The 209-nt window shown below is 70.8% G+C and carries 1 pseudogene; it reads right to left on the reverse strand.

What is annotated here, in order from left to right:
- Positions 1 to 209 (reverse strand): annotated as a pseudogene (locus BST12_RS30480) (hypothetical protein); the annotation flags it as partial.

Here is a 209-nt window from a genome sequence, read left to right on the forward strand (position 1 = left end):
CCGGTGGTGTTGGGGTCGTGGTGCCCGGGCCGAACGGCGGCGGCAACTCAAACGGCGGCGGGACAGCCGAATCGGTCGTGGTTTCGGGCGGGCTGACCGGCGGTGTGCTCGACGTGGTGGTCGGCGTCGCCTTGACGGTGGGTGGTTGCACTCTGGTTCGCGGCACCCAGGTGTAGTCAGGATCGGGCACGAAGCCCGGCGGCACCACC

The organism is Mycobacterium angelicum, assembly GCF_002086155.1.
In the GTDB taxonomy this organism is placed as follows: Bacteria; Actinomycetota; Actinomycetes; order Mycobacteriales; family Mycobacteriaceae; genus Mycobacterium; species Mycobacterium angelicum.